The 12285-nt window shown below is 72.9% G+C and carries 11 protein-coding genes; 7 read left to right on the forward strand and 4 right to left on the reverse strand.

Going from position 1 to position 12285, the window contains the following annotated elements:
• Positions 1 to 180: 180 nt before the first annotated feature.
• Positions 181 to 1170, forward strand: coding sequence for a DUF808 domain-containing protein (locus AX737_RS37705; protein WP_066918936.1), 990 nt, complete (start codon positions 181 to 183; stop codon positions 1168 to 1170).
• A 94-nt stretch (positions 1171 to 1264) separates the two neighbouring features.
• Here AX737_RS37705 and AX737_RS37710 read toward each other — a convergent pair whose 3' ends face one another.
• From AX737_RS37710 to AX737_RS37720, 3 genes are all read right to left on the reverse strand, one after another.
• Positions 1265 to 3457, reverse strand: coding sequence for a molybdopterin oxidoreductase family protein (locus AX737_RS37710; protein WP_066918938.1), 2193 nt, complete (start codon positions 3455 to 3457; stop codon positions 1265 to 1267).
• Positions 3458 to 3686: 229 nt separating this feature from the next.
• A complete protein-coding gene (locus AX737_RS37715; protein WP_066918940.1) occupies positions 3687 to 7922 on the reverse strand; it encodes a hypothetical protein in 4236 nt (1411 codons plus the stop codon).
• An 87-nt stretch (positions 7923 to 8009) separates the two neighbouring features.
• Entirely contained in the window at positions 8010 to 8453 is a 444-nt protein-coding gene (locus tag AX737_RS37720) for a CesT family type III secretion system chaperone (RefSeq protein ID WP_066918942.1), read from the reverse strand.
• Positions 8454 to 8664: 211 nt separating this feature from the next.
• On the opposite strand from AX737_RS37720, the gene AX737_RS37725 reads away from it, so the two are divergent.
• The 5 genes from AX737_RS37725 to AX737_RS37745 are packed head-to-tail and all read left to right on the forward strand — an operon-like array spanning position 8665 to position 11700.
• Positions 8665 to 9522, forward strand: coding sequence for a Crp/Fnr family transcriptional regulator (locus tag AX737_RS37725; RefSeq protein WP_066918944.1), 858 nt, complete (start codon positions 8665 to 8667; stop codon positions 9520 to 9522).
• Positions 9522 to 9758 (forward strand): EscE/YscE/SsaE family type III secretion system needle protein co-chaperone, encoded by a 237-nt coding sequence (locus AX737_RS37730; protein ID WP_066918946.1) that lies wholly within the window; start codon positions 9522 to 9524, stop codon positions 9756 to 9758. Before AX737_RS37725 ends, AX737_RS37730 begins: the two co-directional genes overlap by 1 nt.
• Positions 9759 to 9787: 29 nt before the next feature.
• A complete protein-coding gene (locus tag AX737_RS37735; protein ID WP_082772853.1) occupies positions 9788 to 10105 on the forward strand; it encodes an EscF/YscF/HrpA family type III secretion system needle major subunit in 318 nt (105 codons plus the stop codon).
• A gap of 27 nt (positions 10106 to 10132) precedes the next feature.
• Positions 10133 to 11326 carry an HrpJ domain-containing protein gene (locus AX737_RS37740; RefSeq protein WP_066918948.1) on the forward strand — a complete coding sequence of 398 codons (1194 nt, stop codon included), beginning with the start codon at positions 10133 to 10135 and terminating at the stop codon, positions 11324 to 11326.
• Positions 11323 to 11700, forward strand: a complete 378-nt coding sequence (locus tag AX737_RS37745; protein WP_066918950.1) for a hypothetical protein — start codon at positions 11323 to 11325, stop codon at positions 11698 to 11700. The genes AX737_RS37740 and AX737_RS37745 overlap by 4 nt, the downstream gene beginning before the upstream one ends.
• 49 nt (positions 11701 to 11749) lie before the next feature.
• On the opposite strand, the gene AX737_RS37750 is transcribed toward AX737_RS37745, so the two are convergent.
• Positions 11750 to 11935: a hypothetical protein gene (locus AX737_RS37750; protein ID WP_156453503.1), complete on the reverse strand. Its 186-nt coding sequence runs from the start codon at positions 11933 to 11935 to the stop codon at positions 11750 to 11752.
• A 90-nt stretch (positions 11936 to 12025) separates the two neighbouring features.
• On the opposite strand from AX737_RS37750, the gene AX737_RS37755 reads away from it, so the two are divergent.
• Positions 12026 to 12285 (forward strand): hypothetical protein (locus AX737_RS37755; protein WP_156453504.1); only part of this gene is annotated, 260 nt, incomplete at its 3' end.

Genomic DNA, 12285 nt, shown 5'->3' on the forward strand with positions numbered 1-12285 from the left:
CGCCGCCCCTGGGGCTGGCGCCACGCCGGCTGGCACGGCCGTCACTGGGGCTGGCGCCACGCCGGCTGGCGTCATCGCTGGTGAGGAACGGGGCCGGCGCACCCGCGCCGGCCCCCCGGCGGATCCATCCGCGCGCTCGGACGTCTTCCCGGCGAAGCTTTTTCGCGCCGAGGGGACCCTGTGAGCATCGGACTGATCGCGCTGCTGGACGACGTCGCGGCCCTCGCGAAGATGGCCGCGGCCTCCCTCGACGACGTCGCCGGCCAGGCCGCGCGGGCGGGCGCGAAGGCCGCGGGCGTCGTCATCGACGACGCCGCGGTCACGCCGCGCTACGTCGTGGGTTTCGCCGCCGAGCGCGAGCTGCCGATCGTCGGCCGGATCGCGCTGGGGTCGCTGCGCAACAAGCTTCTGTTCCTTCTGCCGGGCGCGCTCGCGCTCAGCGCCTTCGCGCCCTGGGCGATCACCCCGCTCCTCATGCTGGGGGGCGCCTATCTCTGCTACGAGGGCACCGAGAAGGTCTACGAGGCCCTCGTCCCCCACGGCGCCCATGCCCACGAGGAGGACCTCGCCGCCTCCGCGCACGACCGGACCGCGGAGGACCGACGCGTGGCGAGCGCGATCAAGACCGACTTCATCCTCTCCGCCGAGATCATGGCGATCACGCTGGCCGCCATCCCGGAGGGCAGCTTCTGGATGCGCGCGGCCGTCCTGGCAATCGTGGCGCTGGGCATCACGGTCGCGGTCTATGGCGCGGTCGCCCTGATCGTGAAGGCCGACGACGCCGGCCTCGCGCTTGCCGGCAATACCGCGCCCGCGCCGCTCGGAAGCCTCGGCCGTGCGATCGGGCGCGCCGTGGTCAAGGGCATGCCCGGCCTGCTGAAGCTCCTGGCGATCGTCGGCACCGCGGCGATGATCTGGGTCGGCGGCGGCATCCTGGTGCACGGGCTCGAGACCTACGGCCTCACGGCCCCGGCGCACGCGATCCACGCGGCGGCGGCGTGGGTCGGGGACTGGCTCCCGGCGGCCCGGGGCGGCATCGAGTGGCTCGTCACGGCCGCGGCCTCGGGCCTCGTCGGCCTCGTCGTCGGCGGCCTGCTGATCCCGCTGACGAGCTTCGTCCTGGCTCCGGCCTGGCAGGGCGTCGCGCGCCTGCGGCAGCGGGCGGCCTGAGCGGTCGCGCATCCCCACGGGTCCACGACGGCCGCGCCGAAGCGGAACCGGCCCGGCACAGGCCGGGCCGTCCGATGAAGACTCCGTGGCCGGCTCAGTTGGCGCGCGAGACCTCCACGAGGTTGTCCGAGAAGGACGGGGCGTGGCCCATGTCGGTGAAGGCGCCCGACGAGATGCTGTTGACCGTGCCCTCGTTGAGCTGGCGCCAGTAGCCCAGCGTCGCCACCACGATGCCGGCCCGCACGTCGTCGGTGATGCGGGCCACGCCCTTGAAGGCGCCGCGGTCGTTGGCGACCTGCACCCGGTCGCCGTCGCGGATGCCCCGCGCCTCGGCGTCCGCTTCGCTGATCATCACGAACTGCTCGCCCTGGCCCCGCTGCTTGTCCTCCATGTTCGCGTAGCAGGAGTTCAGGAAGTAGTGGCTCTTCGGCGAGACGATGTTGAGCGGGTAGCGTGCGGCGAGTTCCGGGTCGTTCGCGTGCGATTCCCGCGGGCCGAGATAGTCCGGCAGCGGGTCGAGGGCCTCGCCGGGCTGGAAGCCCTCGTACATCTGCCGGAAGGGCGGCGCGACGAAGTTCGTGGCGCCCTCCACCTTCAGCATGCACTTGCCGGTCGGCGTCGGGAAGTTGCCCGCCCGGTGCGGGGCGCGGTCGTCGGGCGTGCCGACCTTCAGGCGGGCGAAGCCGTGCTCGCGCATGTAGGCGAGGTCGATCCCCTCGCAGGCCGGGGAAGACCAATCGACGTAGTGCTCGAGGCACTCGCTGTCGGTCCACTTGAAGTTCTCCTCCTCGAACCCGAGCCTCGCGGCGAGCCGGCGGAAGATCTCGTTGTTCGGGATGGCCTCGCCCGGCGCCTCGGCGCACTTGGTGTTGTAGGTGAGATAGAGGTGGCCCCAGGACAGGATCATGTCCTCCATCTCCGCACCCATGGTCGCCGGCAGCAGGATGTCGGCGTAGGAGGCGGTGTCCGAGATGAAGTGTTCGGCCGAGACCATGAACAGGTCCTCGCGCATCAGCCCCGCGACGATCTTGTCCGTCTCGGGCGCCTGCGTGACCGGGTTCGAGTTCCAGCACATCATCGACATGATCGGCGGGTCGAGCTGCATCTCGCCGGTCAGCGCCCGGCCGATCTGCAGGTTCGAGACGACGCGGGTGCCCTCCGGGATCAGGTCGGGGCGGCAGATCACGTCGAACCGGTAGGGGTGCTCCCAGACGCCGAACTGGGTGACGCCGCCGCCGACATGGCGCCACGCGCCGGTGAGCGCCGGGATGCAGGTCACCGCCCGGATCGTCTGGCCGCCGCCGTAGTGCCGCTCCAGCGCCACGCCCATGCGGATCGCCGCCGGCTGCGCGGTGGCGAGTTCGCGGGCGAGCGTGCGGATATCCTCGGCCGGCACGCCGGTGATGCCCTCCGCCCATTCGGGCGTGCGGGTGCGGGCCCGCTCCTTCAGCTCCTCGAAGCCGACCGTGTAATTGTCGACGTAGTCCTGATCGACGAGCCCCTGCGCGATGATCGCGTTGATCAGCGCCATGGCGAGCGCGCCGTCCGTGCCGGGTTTGGGCGCGATGTGCCAGTCGGCGCCCTTGGCGGTGCGCGAGGCGTAGGCGTCGATGACGACGACCTTGGCGCCCCGCTTCTGGGCGTCCTTCACGATGGCCCAGTGGTGCAGGTTCGTGCTGACCGAGTTGCAGGCCCAGATGACGATGTACTTGGAGTGGATGTAGCTGTCCGGGTCGAGCCCCGCGGTCGGGCCGACCGTGAGCAGCCACGCGGTGCAGGAGCCCTCGCCGCAGAAGGTCCGCTCGGTCACCGTGGCGCCCAGGCGGTTGAAGAAGGCGTCGCCCCCGTTCAGCCCGTGCACGAGGCCCTGGTTGCCCAGATAGCTGTAGGGGGCGATGGCCTGCGGCCCGTACTGGTCGATGATCGCCTTCCAGCGCGCCACGATGGTGTCCAGCGCCTCGTCCCAGCTGATCCGCTCGAACTGCTTCGAACCCTTCGGGCCGACCCGCTTCATCGGATGGAGCAGCCGGTCGGGATGGTAGTGGCGCTTCTCGTAGTCCTTCAGCTTCACGCAGAGACCGCCGCGGGTCATCGGGTGATCCGGGTTGCCGCGTACGCCCTGAAGCTGACCGTCCTTGACGTCGAACAGCATCGAGCAGGTGTCGGGGCAATCGTGCGGGCAGCCGCCGAAGAACGTCTCGGTCACACCCTCCGACTTGGCGCCGGATTCCTTGGCGCCGGCTTCCTTGGCGCCGAGCAGGGACTCGGGATTGACGATCTCGTTCATGTTTCCTCCGCGGTCGAGCGCCCGGCCTTCTTGGCGTTCCGGGTGGCGTGCTCGGTCCGACCTCAGGATGCATGGAACCGCGAACAATTCCAAATAGAACCCCCGGGCCGGGCACCGGGCTGGCGCGTTCCCGCCGGCCTCGCCCGCCCGCGGGCGGGCCGCGGCTCTCAGTCCTTGTTTCGACGCGCTCTCTTTCGCCGAACCGGCATCCACTTCGGCGCAGAGCGCTCTAGACAGGTCGGCCGGCGAACCGGGCCGCCGCGATCTCCTGGCGGCTCGCCAGCCCGTGCGCGCGCGCGATGTCGATCACGTAGAGCGGTATGGCGGTATCGACGCCCGCGGTGTCCCGGTCCCGGAGCAGGCGCACGGCGCAGGGCTGGAAGTTGGCCTCGTCCCCCAGCACGGCGTTCGCCTCGCTCTTGAACATCCGGGCGAGCTCGGTGTCGCCGTCCGCGGCGGCCGCGCGCTGCAGCCGGTTCAGGCCCTGCACGAGGTCGCGGGCCGCCGGCGTCAGGGTGGAGATGACCTCGAGGCTGCGCTCCTGCGCGTCGGCGGCGGCCGCGTCGAGGACCCCCCGGAATGTGTCGCGCAGGGCCGGGTCGGCCTCGAGCAGGTCGCGCGTGGGCCGGTTCAGCACGCCCCACAGCGTCTGCGCGGTGTCCAGCACGCCGCGCACCTGCGTGCGCTGCACGATGGTGGCCTGGTCGAGTTCGGCCGACGCGTCGTCGCCCACGCGCAGGTTGCGCACCGTCATCTCGCGCGTCACCGCCTTGCTCCAGACGAGGTCGTGCGGGATCGCGCCCAGCGCCTCCTTGGCGATCAGCCCCAGGAGCGCGTTGCCGCCCGTCGCCGCGAGGCCGAAGCCCTGCTTGCCCGCCGTCTCGGCGGCCGAGGCCTTCAGGTTCGTCAGGGTGTCGGGGTTCAGGTTCCCCGCCAGCACGTCGCCCCTGGCCGCCGCGCCGGCCGCCTTGCCCAGCGCCTGCAGGTCCATCGCGGCGCTCGGCGTGATGCCGAACGACACCTCGTAGCGGGTGGTCTCGGTCCGGTAGGTCCGGTCGAGCGACGTGCCGCTCTCGGAGCGCAGGTCCCCCGAGGCGGCCGCCCGGGCCGCGACGCCGAGCGTGAGGCCGCCGGGCTTCTCGGTCCAGGACCCGCCCCGGGTGTCGGCGCCCGCATGCGCGGCGCGGAAGCCGATGCGGGCGGCGCCCGACAACGCGGCCTCGACCTGTCCGAAGGTCACGCTCACCGCCGTCGGGTCGCGCATCGCGTCGATGACGTCGCGGCCGGGGGGCTCGCCGTCGAGCGTCGCCATCAGCGCTTCGACCACGGCCTTGCCGTCCGCCAGCGTGAGCATCTCGCCCCGGCTGGAACCGCCGCCGACCCCGAGCCCGCCCGTGAGGACCGCCTCCGCCCGGAAGCCGGTCGCGGTGAAACCCGTGTCCCTGAAGCTGTCCGGGCTGAGGCCGACCGAGGCCTGGACCCCGGCCGTCGCCTTCAGGCCCTTGAGGCCCCCGACCTCCCAGCCCCCCTCGGTCCGGCGGATCACGAGGTCGCGGGTCGTCTGGCCGCTCAGCCGCACCGTCACCGACGACAGGAGCGCGGGATCGAGCTTCTGCGTCCACTTGGCCGCCACGACCTGCCCACCGCTGACCGCGAAGCTGTCGCCCGGCTTCAGGGCGCCGACGAGGGTCGAGAGCTCGCGCGCGGTCCGCTCGTCCATCCGGGCCTGCTTGGTGACCTGGAGGGCGACCGCGTCCTTGACGGCCCCGACGTTGAGCACCTTCTGCCGCTGCTCGGCGAAGCCCGCCGAGGAGAAGAACGAGGGCGCGGTGCCGAGCGCCTCGCGGAAGTCGTCGAACTTGGCCTCGCGCGCGGCCCAGGCCTCCACGGAGGCGTCGGTCATCGGTGCCCGCAGGAGGGCGGTGATGCTGGCGCTCATCATCGCGGTGTCGACGCCGACCGCCCGGAGGCGCTCCTCGATCGCGTCCCGGTGCCGGGCGGGCTCGAAGGTGCTGCCGGGCGCGCCCCCGGTCGTCTCCAGCATCACCTCGGAGGCGACCATGCGGATGACGCGGTCGAGGGCGTCGTGCGCCGTCTCGTCGAGTTCGAAGGCGCGCCGCAGGTCCGACGAGCCGGTCCAGGCGAGGGCGGCGGCGACCTGCAGGTCCGCGCGGCCCTGGACGAGGCGCTTGAGGCCGGTGACGACGCTGCCTTCCGCCCCGACGACCACGCGCTTGTCCCGGGAGGCCTCGATCGTCCGGATGCCCTCCTCGATGGCCTTCAGCTCCGCGCGCGCCTTTGGGATCTCCTCGCGGAGCGCGATGACCGCGAGCGCGCCCGGGAGGGCCCGCAGGATCTCGGCCTCGCTCGGCCCGTCCGCCTTGATGCGGGCGACCTCGGCCTTGTCGAACATCCGCTCCAGCTGGTGGGGGGCCAGGGCCTGGACCGAGCGGGCGGCCCGCTCGGCCATCCCCGCCATGCGGATGCCCCCGACCGTGCCGTTGGCGATCCGGATCTCCTCGGCCGCGGCGCGCAGGACCTTGGCGGCGCCGAGGCCGTCGGGCTTCTCCTCCGCTGCGGCCCCCGCTCCCCGCTGCGCGGCGAGGGCGGCGCGATGCGCGTCCGTCCGCTCCTGCAGGGCCGCTTTCCGGTCGTGCAGGTCGATGAGGTCCCGCTCGATCCGGTCGCGCTGGGCGCCCGCCTTCAGCATCAGGGCGTAGTGTCCCGTCGGGTTCTTGTCGCCGAGGATCTTCGCCTGCAGCCCGATGACCACCCGCTTCAGCGCCTCCGTCTTCTCCGCGGGGGTCCCGGGCTCAGCGCGGGTCGGGTGGAGCGAGCGGAAGGCCTGCTCCCGGACGGTGTCGACGAGGTTCCGGGCGGCGAGGTCCGCCCGCTTGGCGGCGAGGCTGTTGATCGCCCGCTGGTTGTTCACGTCGCCCAGCGTCTCCTTGCCGACCTGGGCGAAGCCCGTCACCGCGGCCCGGACCTGGGCCCGGTCGCTCATGTTGCGCCGCCCGAGGGCGACGCTGGTGTCGAACACCTCCTGGGCGGTGCCGGCCTCGTAGCCGATGGTCTTCAGCTTCTCGGGATCGAGCCCGAGGAGGGCGACCACGCGCTCGGCCGATACGTGCCTGCCGGCCGCGCCCGGGTCCGCCTGCCCGAACAGGGCGGCCTGTTGGCTGCCGGCCTCCTCGAGGAGCTGCGCGTAGCGGGCGATCTGGAAGGCGCCGTCCTCGCCCATGGAGGCGAACGCCTTCAGCGTCTCGAGTTCGAGCAGGCCGCGCTCGGTCCTGACGGGCGCCTCGCCCGCTTCCTGCGCGCGCCGGCCGGCCGCGACCTCGGCGTCCGAGTCGATGTAGCTGCTCACCGCCCAGAGGAGCTGGGAGGCCACCAGCGTCGCGTTCGCGGGGCCGATCGTGCGGCCGAGGCGGCCGAGCTGCTCCTGCAGCGCCTCGTGGGTGCCCGCGAGCGCGCGGGCGGCCGCCATCTTGCCCTCGAAGGCCGTCAGCAGGTCCGGGCCGCCGGCCCGCAGCGCCTCGCGCATGCGCGCCGGCGCCGTGCCGCCCGCGGGCCCGAGATCCGCCCCGCCGAGCCGCTCCGCGTCCGCCCGGAACGCCTGCGCGGCGCGCTGCTCGAAGGCTTGGGAGCGCAGCTCCGTCGTGAGGGCGCGCAGGGGCGTCGCGCCGAGCTTGAGCCCGTTGAGGAGGTTGAGCGACAGCGCCTCGTCGTCCCCGCCCAGCACCCGCACGGCCGCCGCGAGGGTCGCGGCGAGGTCCGCGCCCCTCGGCTGGCTCCCGTCCACCACCGTCCGCATGGCGTGCAGCGGATGCTGCTCCGCGAGCGTGCGCACCAGCGCGCCCCCGGCGAGGTCGCGCAGGCTGCCGGGCGGCAGCCGGTCGCGCAGCGCCGCGAGGCCCTCCGCCAGGGCGGCGAGCTCGGGCGCGGATGCCAGCAGGGGCAGCTCGACGGCGATCGCCCGCAGGAGGAGCTGGCGGCGGCTCTCGCGCAGGGCCGGCATGTCCGCCTGCCCCGGCTCGGCGAGCCGGGCCTCGACCGCGCCGAGTTCGGCCGCGACGGCCGCCCGCGGGGCCGCCTGCGCCGCCAGGAGCGCCCTGGCGGCGGCGGCGCGGTCGGCGGCCGGCACCTCGGGGTCGTGGGCCCGGCCGTAGGCGGGCTGGAGCGCGGCGGCCAGCGCCCGCGTCTCGCGCGCCGCCGGGCCGGCACCCTCTGCGGCCGCGCGCTGCGGCGCGAGGCCGCCCGCGCCGAGGAACCGCTCCCTGACGCTGGCGGGCGGCGCCTTCGCGGTCCACGCCGCCGCGCCCGGCACGAGCCCCTTCGCGGGCCCGGCCCGTACGAGTTCGGTTGCGCTGCGCGCGGTCCCTCCCTCCGAGGGCTTCGGCCCGGCCTCGCCGGCGAGCGCGCTCACGTCGAGGCGGGGGCGGGGCGGCGTCGCGATCTGGGTCATGGCGCGGCTCGGGTTCGGAGCGGGAAGGAGGGGCAGTCCGGCCGCAGGCCCCTCCGGCGGCGCGGGGGCTCCTGGGGACGGGCGGCCCTACAGGCGGAAGGTGTAGCTCTCGGAGGCGAAGGGTTGTGCGGCCTCGGGCTCGCCGGACGCGGCGGCGAACCGCTCGCGCAGGGTCGCGACCGCGCCCAGATGCTCGGCCAGGATGGTGTCGAGCTGCCCGCCATCGCAGCGCCGCGGGACGGTCCGGCACAGCAGGATCGTCCGCTCCGGGGCATCGAAGGCGAGCCACGCCCCGGGCAGCGGCAGCCCGAACAGGTTCCACGACAGGGCGCTGCGCAGGTGCTCGGCCGCGTCGCTGCGCAGCACCGCCGCGTGCAGGAAGGCGACCTCCGCCCCGGCCGGGCATTCGAGCACGAGCGTCACGTCGCCCCGGAAATCGAGGCGTACCCGGCCGTCGGCATCCAGGCCGGCCTCCGGCCCCAGCAGCGCCCGCAGCGCCTCGCCGATCGTCGATCCGTCCGAATATGCCACGCCGGCCCCGCTGGTTCGCGCCGGCACGATAGGCCGCCGGCACGCCCGGACCTGTACCGTTGAGCACAGCACCCCGCCTTCGGTGAGCCGGAGGATTATTGAAACCGAATCCGGAAACCCTACGTACAGGCACCCTCCCGAACCGCAATACCAATCAAGCTTCCGAGCTGTCGCTCCGCTATGGATGGACCCTGACCGAGCGGGGGGCACGATGGATCAGGAGCAGAGCGGCCGGCCCGCACCCCTGGATGCGCTGCACGCCCGTGCTCCGGTCTTCTCCGATTCCACCCTCGTCGAGGCCCGCCGCGCGCCGCCGCAATCCCTGCGCGACAAGGCGCCGGGACCGGAGATGGCGCGGTTCGGCGACGCCCCTCCGGTCGGGCTCTTCGCCCGCTCGCGCGACTTCGCCGGCCTGGGTGCCGAGGCCAGGGCCGCGCTGGACAAGGCGGCGCTGCGCCGTCGCCACGCCCATAACGGCTTCATCTACCTCCAGGACGACGAGGCGGCGTACCTGTACTTCGTCGTCTCCGGCCACGTCCGCATCGCCTCGCTGATGGAGGACGGGTCGGCCGTCCTGCACGCCATCCTGCCGCCCGGCGAGAGCTTCGGGGAGCTCGGCGTGTTCGATGGCTCGACCTATTGCGACATGGCCACGGCGATCGGCCCGGTCGTGACCGCCGGCATCCCCGCGCAGACCCTGCGTCTTCTCTCGGACCGCTATCCCGAGATCGGCGCGGCGCTCGGCCGGGTCGTGGCGCGCCGCTATCGCGGCTACGTGATGCTGACCCGCGACCTCAGCCTCAAGACCCTCTCGGCGCGGCTGGCCCAGTCCGTGCTCCGGCTGGCGGGCCATCTCGGCACGCGCGCGCAGTATCGCGGCCGCGAGGTCGGCACGCTGGGCAGCACGGTGACGCAGACCGACCTCGGCCTGATGGCGCGCGGCTCGCGCGGGAACGTCAACCGTGTCCTCAAGACCTGGGAGCGCGCCGGCTGGATCGCCGTCGCGGATCGCTGCATCCTGATCCTCGACCGGGCCCGGCTCGAGGGCTTGGCCGTGGAGGATTGCTGATGGACGCGGACCGCCCCGAGCCGTCCTTCGGCATGACAGACCTCGAGGAGGCGCTGCGGGGTCCGTCGGGCGGCGAGGTCCGCCGCGCGTCCCTGGCGCGCCTCGACGCCGCCCTCGACCGGGTCGAGGTGCAGCTGCGGGCCGGCCTCGACCCGCGCCACCGCGCGCCGACGCAGAGCCTCCGCGCCGCGCTCGTCACCGCGCGCGACCTCCTGGCCGCCGCACCCACCGATTAGCCCATCACAGATCCGAGGAGAGATTCCCCATGGCAGGCAGTGCAGCACCGACCGGAACGTACTCGTTCTACGGCGCCACGGACAACACGCGCGGCACCTACGCGACGAACTTCAAGAGCTACGACGGCTTCGACCTGATCTGGCGGCAGAACTACCTCCAGGGGCAGATGAAGAGCATCGAGAACGACATCCGCAACATCGAGCAGAACGCCAACCTGTCGGACACCGAGAAGATGTTCTCGATGCAGATGGCGATGAACTCGTGGTCCGCCATCAGCAACCTGCGCACCAACATGCTGAAGACGGTCTCCGACACGCTCAAGTCGGTGGCGCGCAACGTCGCCTGAGGCAGGGCAGGAGCCCGGGGAGCAGCGATGTCCGGTTCCGCCGAGATCACCCGGCAGAATATCGCGACCTTCAACGCGATCTCGCCCGTCGGCGGCGAGGTCATGGAGGAGGCCCGCGGCAGCTACCGCGGCGAGACCGTGACCCTCGCCTCCGACGAGGCCAAGCTCGCCGACGCGGCCGAGGAGATCGGCATGTCGGTCGCCCACCGGGCCGACAAGAAGTCGCTCGGCCAGCGCAGCGTGCGCCAGGGCCAGGCCGCCTATCCGGAAGCGCTCGCGCGCCTGCGCGAGTATCTCGACGAACTCCCCGACATGCCGCGGGAGACCGAGCTCGTCGATCTCGTCGAGACGCTGCAATCCTTCCAAGACCTCCTGGCCGGGACCGGAAAGGGGGGCTCGGCCCCCACCAAGGAGGACGTGCTCGCCGCCCTCCAGGCCTTCGACGCCGACGTCACCCACCAGTATGCGGGGCTGGAGATCGCCCGCGCGCAGTTCGAGGCCGGCGGGGCGGAGCCGGCCTTTCTCGCCCTGCTCGACGAAGCGCGCAGCGCGTTCGAGACGAGCGCGGTCGGGCGCGACGTGCGGGCTGGCTTCGCGGCGGCGGCCGTCGCCTCGCGCGCGGCCGAGACCCTGGAGACCGATCCGGCGACGGTGCGGGACGTCTACCGGGCAATGCTGCGCGACACCCCGCATATGGGCCAGCTCTTCGACGCGCTCGGCAAGTTCGCGCTCCTCACGAACTTCGACGCGGCGGTCGAGACCTTCATGGCGGCGGCGGGACGGGACCTCGGCAGCACCGGCCCCTCGACCGACCCGCTCTTCCTGCACGGGCTGCTCACCGAACTCGGCAAGCTGAAGAAGATGCAGTCGGCCCTCGACGGGATGGGCGATCTTGTCCAGTTGACCGAGCGCGGTCTCCCGGCCGACCGCCGCGGTGCCGACGTGACCGCCCTCACGAGCCGGATGCTGAACTTCGCCGCCCTGGCGGGCGCGGGGGCGGCGGATGCCCGGCGCCTGCTCGGCAGCTTCGCCGAGCAGGGCCTCGGGGTGCAGCTTGCCTTCACCAACGGCCTGCGCGGCCTGCACGGCGAGCTGCCCGACGACGTGATGCCCTCGCTTCCCGCGCGCCTGCAGCAGGTCAAGGCGATCCTCGCCATCCTCGACGAGATCGTCGCGGCGGAGGAGGGCGTCTACGCGAAGGGCCAGGAGGAGACCCGGTGAGCTTCGGGCGCGGCTTCCTGCTGTTGGGTCAGAGCTTCGCGGACCGGCTCGGCCTGCCGCTGAGGCCGGCCCGCGACGGCAGCCTCAGCTTCGCCTTCGCCTCGACCGGGACGCTCTCCCTTACCCCGGCTCCGGACGGGTCCCGGGTCTTCGTCGGCCTCGCCCGTCTCGCACGGCGGGCGGACGGCGACCGTCTGCGGCGCGCGCTCATGCAAGCCGGTCATCAGGCCTCGACGGGCCGGGTCGTCCGGGTCGGTCTTGCCGCCGACGACAGCCTCCATCTCGTGACGGATCTGGCCGACAGCGAGCTTGATCTGCCCAGCCTCGACGCCTGCCTGCAGGAACTGTCCGGTCTCCATGACCGGATCGCGTGAGGTCGGCGCCGGCCGCCGCGCGGTCGGGCGCCTGTCGCGGGCGGGTCGCTCAGGCGGCGGCGCGCCATGTTCCCGAAGCGTCGGGATAGAGCACGATGCAGCCCTCGGCCTCGCGGGGCTTCGTCTCCGGCTCGTCCTCCCCATTCCAGGAGCGGATCTCGTGTTCGAGACACTCGCGCGAGATGATCCCGGTCGAGTACATCTGAATAATTTCGGTGATCGTGCGGCTCGGCATGGTCGATTGCCCTTGACGGGATGCGGGATTTGGGAACTCAATAGACTATTCCCGCTCTCGGTTCCGTCGTGCGCGTGCCGGACCGCACCTGTGCTGTCCCGGGCGGCGAGCGCACCTGCCCCGATCCCGCGCAGGGCTCTGCCGGCAGCCCTCGCGGCAGCGCTCCTGGCGCTCACGCTTCTCGGCGGCGCCGGGGCCCCAGCTCGGGCGCAGGACAGCCTGATCATGCAGGAGCTCGAGCGCCGGGAATACGAACTCGGCCTGCGGATGCGGGAGCAGCGGCGGCACGAGGAGATGCGCCGCGACGACTTGCGCCGCGACGACTTGCGCCGCGACGACTTGCGCCGCGA

This window comes from Methylobacterium sp. CCH5-D2, from assembly GCF_001556475.1.
In the GTDB taxonomy this organism is placed as follows: domain Bacteria; phylum Pseudomonadota; class Alphaproteobacteria; order Rhizobiales; family Beijerinckiaceae; genus Methylobacterium; species Methylobacterium hispanicum.

What these genes read in the sequence shown, in the direction of transcription:
- AX737_RS37710 (WP_066918938.1), bottom strand. Translation starts at nt 3,457, where the DNA reads ATGAACGAGATCGTCAATCCCGAGTCCCTGCTCGGCGCCAAGGAAGCC.
- AX737_RS37715 (WP_066918940.1), bottom strand. Translation starts at nt 7,922, where the DNA reads ATGACCCAGATCGCGACGCCGCCCCGCCCCCGCCTCGACGTGAGCGCG.
- AX737_RS37725 (WP_066918944.1), top strand. Translation starts at nt 8,665, where the DNA reads ATGGATCAGGAGCAGAGCGGCCGGCCCGCACCCCTGGATGCGCTGCAC.
- AX737_RS37730 (WP_066918946.1), top strand. Translation starts at nt 9,522, where the DNA reads ATGGACGCGGACCGCCCCGAGCCGTCCTTCGGCATGACAGACCTCGAG.
- AX737_RS37735 (WP_082772853.1), top strand. Translation starts at nt 9,788, where the DNA reads ATGGCAGGCAGTGCAGCACCGACCGGAACGTACTCGTTCTACGGCGCC.
- AX737_RS37740 (WP_066918948.1), top strand. Translation starts at nt 10,133, where the DNA reads ATGTCCGGTTCCGCCGAGATCACCCGGCAGAATATCGCGACCTTCAAC.
- AX737_RS37750 (WP_156453503.1), bottom strand. Translation starts at nt 11,935, where the DNA reads ATGCCGAGCCGCACGATCACCGAAATTATTCAGATGTACTCGACCGGG.